At 63.1% G+C, this 6,664-nt stretch carries 6 protein-coding genes; 1 reads left to right on the forward strand and 5 read right to left on the reverse strand.

Translation table 11 applies throughout. The features are described 5' to 3' along the window. Positions 1 to 3: 3 nt before the first annotated feature. From ACQY5A_RS26565 to ACQY5A_RS26575, 3 genes are read right to left on the reverse strand one after another with little or no spacing between them, the layout of a single operon-like run. Positions 4 to 465, reverse strand: coding sequence for a Zn-ribbon domain-containing OB-fold protein (locus ACQY5A_RS26565; protein ID WP_428343198.1), 462 nt, complete (start codon positions 463 to 465; stop codon positions 4 to 6). Beyond that, complete coding sequence (locus ACQY5A_RS26570) at positions 462 to 1,625, reverse strand: thiolase family protein (RefSeq protein ID WP_428343199.1); 1,164 nt, start codon at positions 1,623 to 1,625, stop codon at positions 462 to 464. The genes ACQY5A_RS26565 and ACQY5A_RS26570 overlap by 4 nt, the downstream gene beginning before the upstream one ends. Next, complete coding sequence (locus ACQY5A_RS26575; RefSeq protein ID WP_428343200.1) at positions 1,622 to 2,680, reverse strand: hypothetical protein; 1,059 nt, start codon at positions 2,678 to 2,680, stop codon at positions 1,622 to 1,624. The genes ACQY5A_RS26570 and ACQY5A_RS26575 overlap by 4 nt, the downstream gene beginning before the upstream one ends. An 86-nt stretch (positions 2,681 to 2,766) precedes the next feature. Here ACQY5A_RS26575 and ACQY5A_RS26580 point away from each other — a divergent pair, with 86 nt between their 5' ends. Then, complete coding sequence (locus tag ACQY5A_RS26580; RefSeq protein ID WP_428343201.1) at positions 2,767 to 3,435, forward strand: TetR/AcrR family transcriptional regulator; 669 nt, start codon at positions 2,767 to 2,769, stop codon at positions 3,433 to 3,435. A 5-nt stretch (positions 3,436 to 3,440) separates the two neighbouring features. On the opposite strand, the gene ACQY5A_RS26585 is transcribed toward ACQY5A_RS26580, so the two are convergent. Further along, on the reverse strand, positions 3,441 to 5,282 hold the full coding sequence (locus ACQY5A_RS26585) for a flavin-containing monooxygenase (protein ID WP_428343202.1): 1,842 nt from the start codon (positions 5,280 to 5,282) through the stop codon (positions 3,441 to 3,443). Positions 5,283 to 5,536: 254 nt separating this feature from the next. After that, positions 5,537 to 6,664, reverse strand: a 1,128-nt coding sequence (locus tag ACQY5A_RS26590) for a WS/DGAT domain-containing protein (protein ID WP_428343203.1), incomplete at its 5' end; no start/stop codon positions are given.

The raw sequence follows: 6,664 nt of genomic DNA on the forward strand, positions 1-6,664 counted from the left end.
TCATCAATCGAGCACGAAGTGAAAGTCGGTGATGCGCCCTTGCGGGTTGTCGGAGAATTCGACTGACGCACGTTTTTCGTTGAATAGGCGCGCTCCGGCGGCATCAACATCGGTCAGGTCGATGCCGCGGATGAAATTCAGGATCGCCGAGTCGGCCCCATCGAGTGTGACGAACCCGATCGCCAGTGGAGGTTTCGGCAGGCCGGGAAACTGCGCTTGAATGATGGCGAAGGCCTCGATGCTGCCGCTGAGACCAACCTGCTCCCACTCCCCCGTCTCGACGTAGCAGGCGTCGCAGTATGACCGTGCCGGAATGAGCAAGCGCTCACACGACGGGCAACGTCGACCCATGATCTGCTGATGATCGCGCAGTTCGGCGAAGAAGCGGCTGGCGGTCTCGCCTGCAAAATAGTTGTAGTCGAAGTTCCAGTTGCCCGGCAGGATTAGCAGGTCGTCTGGGTTCATGGCACATCACTTCCGAGTATGCAGACTGTCGAGAACTGTGTTGCCCCGCCTTGACCGGTGGCGAGGGCGAGCTGGGCACCGGACACCTGACGATCGCCGGCGTGGCCGCGAACTTGCAGGGCAGCTTCTGCGATGCGTACGAGCGCGGTCGCGGAAACGGGATTGGCCGCTTGAGCGCCGCCGGATGGATTGATCGCGATAGGGGCGTCCTCGCTGATGACCCGTTCGACGAACGAGCGGTTGGCGTCGATATCACATAATCCGAGTGCCGGATAGGCCATCGCCTCGATGATGGCGAAGGGGGCCTGCAGTTCGAGCAGGTTGAGCTGATGGAGCGGGTCGGTAATTCCAGCCTGGCGATATGCCGCTTCTGCCGCGCGCCGCAGCGGCACCATCTCGATGAGGCTGCCCTCCGCGCGGTGCATTCGGTCACCCATTGAGTAGGTATCGCTGAACGCCCCGGTGCCATGTATCCAGGCGGTATTACGTGAGCGCGCAATGTCGCCTCGGGCAACCACCACTGCACAGGCTCCCTCTGATATCGGGCAGGCCTCATATAGGTGCAGTGGCCACGCCAAAACGGGCGATGCCAGTACGTCAGCCACGCTGCGGGCCTTTGCCCCGATTACCAAAGGATTGCGGGTGCCTTGCGTGAAGTTGCGCGAAGCGATCCCAGCCCAATGCTCGCTGGTGAACCCATCGCGGTTCATCAACATGGTCGCCCGCAGCGCGGCCATGGTGATCGTGGTCAGCACGAAATCCTTCTCGTAGATCGGGTCGAAGATGGTGTTGAAGATGCTCTGCGCCGTCGCCGCCTGACCCATCCGCTCCAACGCGACCACCAGCACAACGTCCGCACGTCCGGCGTCGATCCACGTCTTGGCCGCCAACAGGGCCGACGAGCCTGTCGCGCCTCCGGTGTTGACGTGCAAGTACGGCTTGCCGGGCATGGCGATGGCGGCTTTGTCGATATCGCCAATCCCACTCAAAGCGTCGGGCGCGACACCTCCGATCACGGCGCCGATGGCGTCTGGTTCGACGCCTGCGTCCGACAACGCCTCGACGATGGCGATTCTGGCCAGCTCGCCAGCCGACTTATCGGGATTGTTTTTGCGGTACGGCGTCTGCCCGACGCCGATGATGCCGACTGGCCCGCTCATCGCGCCTCAATGATCACGGCGGCGGCGGTCTGGTCGGCCACCGCGGAACCCGCCGCCACCAGTGCAACCGCCGGACGGGTGTGTGACTGGGCGTCCAGGTGGCGCAGCGCGTCTACCACCCGGAGCAGGCCCCGGCACGGGTAGCAGTCCCCCGCCGCCGCGCCGCCTACGTGATTGATCCAGGCGTTGTCGGCGTAGCAGTCCAGACCGGCTCCAGGTGCGGCCAAGCCGGCGGCTTCCAGCAGCAGAGCATCATCGAATAGTGTCAAGCCGCCTAGTTCGGCGACCGTGAGCTCCGCCGGCGTGCGACCCGCGGTGGCCAACGCGTCGGCGATTGCCCTGCGCGCTCCCTCGAACTGAGCGATCCGACGGTCGCCGATGCGCGCGGGATCGGTTCCATGGCCAGTGCCGGTGATTACGTGGGGGCCTTCTGTGCTGAGGACGACAGCGGCCACCGCATCCGACGGCACGCCCGCTTCGTCCGGCCGAAGCGGAAAAACCGCCTCGCACGAGGCTGTGCGGAGGAGCCGCTGGCTGGCTTCAGCTCTGCGCCGCCGCTCTACAGCCGCGCGCTCGCGGGCTGGGCAGTCGTGCAACTTCAGATAGGCGGACGCCCGCAACGCGGAAACCGCACGATCGGAGAGTCCGAGCGGCTGTTCGGTCACGGGATCAAACGCGACGCGCGACGACCGCTCCACATCACCTTCGCTGGCTCGGCCCCACGCTGCGACGATCACCTTGCCGGCCTCGCCGGCCTGGATCCTGGCCGCCGCCAACGACACCGCGACCAAGCCATCGTCCGAGACACGAATTTCATCGCGCAGGTAGGCGCCCGCTGCCGGTCCGGTGATCATGCTGGACAACGACCGGCCGTCGACAAGGTCGTGAGCGGCGATGACCACCCCGTCCATGTCGTTCATCGTGCAATCGGCCGCCCGCAGTGCATCGGAGACCACGTCGAAGATGAGCTCGGGCAGCGAGCGACGGGCGTCAGCGTGGCCGACATACGACGCATATCCCTCGATACAGGCCGGAATGGCGTCGCGGGTAGACACGGCTTCACCTTCGCAGAAGAAACCGCTTTCGTCAACACTAGCGTTGACAAGCGCTTTAGGCGCTGGGACCCGTTAGCATCCTCGGTATGGCCAAGAGTGGAATCGGACGACGGCGCACCGCCGCGCTCAGGGATGGCGGCGAAGGCTACGCGCAGCGACGTCGCGAAATCATCGCGGCAGGCGCGAAGGTGTTCAGGGAACGCGGGTACGAGGCGGCCAGCCTGCGCGATGTCGCCGAACTCATGGGCACCGACCGCGCTTCACTGTACTACTACGTGGCGAGCAAAAACGAGCTGTTCCAACTGGTGACCCGCAACGCGATCGAAGAAGTGGTGACCGCGGCCGAGGCAACACGCAAGGAGAACTCCGACGCGATCACCCGCCTGCGGCAGCTCATTGTCACCACATTGAAGAAGTACGGCGACCACTATCCGTACATGTTTGTCTTCATCCAGGAAGATATGACTCGGATTGACACCGCGTCTCAGGATGAGGTGTGGGCCCGTACGATAATCGAGCTCTCACACCGCTTCGAAGACGCGCTCCTCGGCATAATCGACGAAGGTCTGTCCGAGGGTGTATTCGCGATCGGCCACCGCCACATCGCCATGAATTACGTGATCGGCGCGATCAACTGGACGCACCGCTGGTATCACCCGGGAGGCCAGTTGTCCGGTGAGCAGCTAGGCGTGGAGATGGCCAATCTGATCGTGGGCGGCTTAAAAGGCGGGCACCGCGGCGATGCCGAGAGCTAAGCCGGCTATGGTGCGCCGATGATGCTGGTCAACCCGCTTGAGTCGTAACTCGTGGACGCCAGCTCAGTTTCCGGGAGAGCGACGTGAGCCAGATCTGCCTTGATCAGCAATGCCAAAAACCGCGAGTACAGACGGCAATCGAGTAACGAACCCCCGGCCAGCCAAAAGTTCTCCTGTCCGGTGCGCTGCCACATGTTGCTCATGATGTAGTTGTCGTCAAAACCCCATACGGTCCCGACTCGTTCTGCCACGGTCTCGCCGAGCGCGTCGCGGATCCCTTCCTTCTGGTCGCGATAGCCGGTGGCCAGCACCACAACATCGAAGTTGCGGGTGCCGCCGTCGTGGGTCTGCAGACCACGTGGGACGAAGGTCTCGAATTCCTCGTGCTGCATCAATGCGATTTCACCAGCGGCGATGAGCTCCGAGCAGCCCACGTTGATGTAGTACCCACCTCCACGCCGGAGGTAAAGCATATGAAATCCAGTCTGATCGGGACCGGTGTCGAGTTTGAATCCGCGGGCCTTGAGTCCGTCAAGCAAGTCGCGGTCCAGCTCCGTCGTTTTTTTGGTCAGGTACTGGTAGCTGTTCTGCAACACCGGAAACGGGATCGCTGCGGTGACCAGGTCCACATCGTCGGCAGGCGGCCCCTCGGAATAGACCGCATACACGAGCGTCCCGCCGGGGACCAAGCTGACGACGCACGTTGGACTGCGCTGCATCATCGTCACCGCGGCACCATTGCTGTGCAGATCCTGCGCCACGTCGTGCCCACTGGTGCCGGTGCCGATCACTAATGCTCGCTTGCCGCTGAATTCGTTGCCGCCCAAAAAGTCGCTCGAATGTATGACAGGTCCGGCGAAGTCGGCCAATCCGGCCAATGTGGGGATATTTGGTACGCCGCTCGTGCCACCAGAGGCCCAGACCAGGTGCTGAGCGCAGATCACGTCGATGGATCCGTCGCCGCGGCGTACACGCGCCGACCACCGCTTGGCGGCCGGGTCGAAGTCGGCCCCGAGAAACTGCGTGGAAGTCCACACATTGAGTTCCATGAACTCTGCGTACGCCTCCAACCATCCGGCGAGTTTGTCTTTCGGCAGGAACGCAGGCCAGCTGTCCGGAAACGGCAGATAGGGAAGGTGGTTGGACCACACTTCGTTGTGCAGTGTCAATGAGTGATACCGATTGCGCCAATTGTCGCCGACTGCCGCGTTCTTCTCCACAAGCAACGTCTTGACCCCGAGATGAGAGAGCCGCGCGCCCAATGCCAGTCCAGCCTGTCCCGCGCCCACGACGAGCACCTCCGGGTAGTCGCCTGCCCGTTCGTGCGCCTTGCGGCGTTGATCGGCCCAGTTATCACCGGCGAACGTGTGCGAGTACTCCAGTCCGCTGGGGCGCCGCGGCCCGACGCCTTCCTCCAGGCCCGCTAATTCCTGCAGCGTGGTCAGCAGAATCCAGAGGCGGGGATTTGCCGGATCGGCCTCGTCGTGCAGCAAGCGGACAAACCCTGTGCCGGCCCCGATCGAGGTATCAAAGTCGAAGTAGGCCTCTATCACCCACCTTGCCGACCGACGGACCAGGCGGGGCGCCGTCCGCCCGTCAGCCTGCCGCACCCGCTTGGGCCCCGTGCCCTCGAGCGTGGCCTCGAACGCCCGGGCGATATCGGGCTTCTCACCGAAAGTGCGGTAACCCCCGGTGAACGCCAGGACGTCCTTCCAGTAGCTGTCGTCGTCGAACAGATGCATCAGTTCGCCAACCGCGCGACGCTCCACGGCGTCGCCAAACCGCTCCAGCCAGGCCGCGTAGATGTTGTCGATGTCGACGACAATCTCTGTGTCGATCACGCTCATGCTCGATTCACTTCTCTCCCGCGGACATACCGCCGCCGATACAGGATCCCCTTTGAACCCATTGAACGGCATGGTCGAAAGTTCGTCAACACTAACGTTGATCGACCGCGGGGGCGTAGCTCTGCAGAACGTTTCGCGAGCTGCCGTTCGCTCACCATGTGGGCGTCGGTCTCGCTGACCTCATCAAGCAGCATCGATGCCGCCGACTGTTCCTCGCTGTCGTGCCTAGTCGCTGGTTGGGCCGGGCCGCGATGCTATTCCGGTAATGCGCTGAGCTCCTTCCATGACTGATCGATACATTCGATGAAGATGTCGACATCCGGCATCGCGGTACCGTCGGCCGTGACCGTGAGAATGAGGTCGTCCAGATAATTCATGATTCCGACCACGAGCCCCATGCCGTCGATGAGGAAACTCATCGCGAAGATGTCGGCAACTCGTACTCCAGCCGCGGATAGGGGCTCGCGCGGGCCGGGTACGTTGCTGATGGCCAGTCCGCTGAACGGCAACGGGACCTTGCCCGCCAGAACGTGCATCACCCGCAACAATGGACTGCCTATTGCTCCGGGTAACAGCGTGGCCACCTCGGCAAACGTCTGAGGACCCAGATCCGACACTGTCGCTTTGGCCGACTTCGTGGCGTCGGCGATGATCGCCAACCGCAGTGCGGGATCGTCGATGTCAGTGCCGATGGGCGCCAACATCATTGTGGCGTGATTGCCGGCAACTTCCTTCGCGCCTTCCGCGCGAAAGGAAATCGGGCACAGCGCTGCAAGCGTTTCGTGGGGCAACTCGTCCGTGCCCGCCAGGTACCGGCGTAGCGCACCCCCGATCAGGGTCATCATCACGTCGTTGACCGTCGCCTCCGGGACGTGCCGTTTGAGGCTTTTCGCCTCGAAAAGTGTGCATCGCCAGGTCGAAAAGACCCTCGCAGCCGAGACGGGTCCGCTGAACGGGGTGGTCGGGCGGGTCACGGATCCCGGCCTTTTCAGGCCACGTCGAAACTGCGCTGCGGCGATTTTCCGAAACACGCGGCTCCCGACGCGCATAGCAGTGACGCCTCGTGTCGCCGTGTGCGCCGCTGCGCTCATGAGGAGCGAGGCTTGACCGGGAATTTTGTCCGAGCCGGCAATGACAGGCACCGCTTCTTGTGGTCGCTGATCAGAATCATGCAGCGCGTTCAGCAGTTGGAAGGCCAGCACTCCATCGACGAGCGCATGGTGATATTTCGTGATGAGTGCAAGGCTGCCGGGCGCCGCGCCGGGCACGGTCATCAACCCCTCCACGATGCAGAACCGCCACGGCGGCTTCTCGGGGTCCGGCATGATCTCGTTGGTGAATCTCAGTGCCACATTCGTCAGCTCACGCATGCCGCCCGGTGA

This window comes from Mycobacterium sp. (assembly GCF_965277065.1).
GTDB lineage: Bacteria > Actinomycetota > Actinomycetes > Mycobacteriales > Mycobacteriaceae > Mycobacterium.

Excerpts from the sequence above, each read along its gene's own strand:
- ACQY5A_RS26565 (WP_428343198.1), bottom strand. The coding sequence starts at position 465 with ATGAACCCAGACGACCTGCTAATCCTGCCGGGCAACTGGAACTTCGAC.
- ACQY5A_RS26570 (WP_428343199.1), bottom strand. The coding sequence starts at position 1,625 with ATGAGCGGGCCAGTCGGCATCATCGGCGTCGGGCAGACGCCGTACCGC.
- ACQY5A_RS26580 (WP_428343201.1), top strand. The coding sequence starts at position 2,767 with ATGGCCAAGAGTGGAATCGGACGACGGCGCACCGCCGCGCTCAGGGAT.
- ACQY5A_RS26585 (WP_428343202.1), bottom strand. The coding sequence starts at position 5,282 with ATGAGCGTGATCGACACAGAGATTGTCGTCGACATCGACAACATCTAC.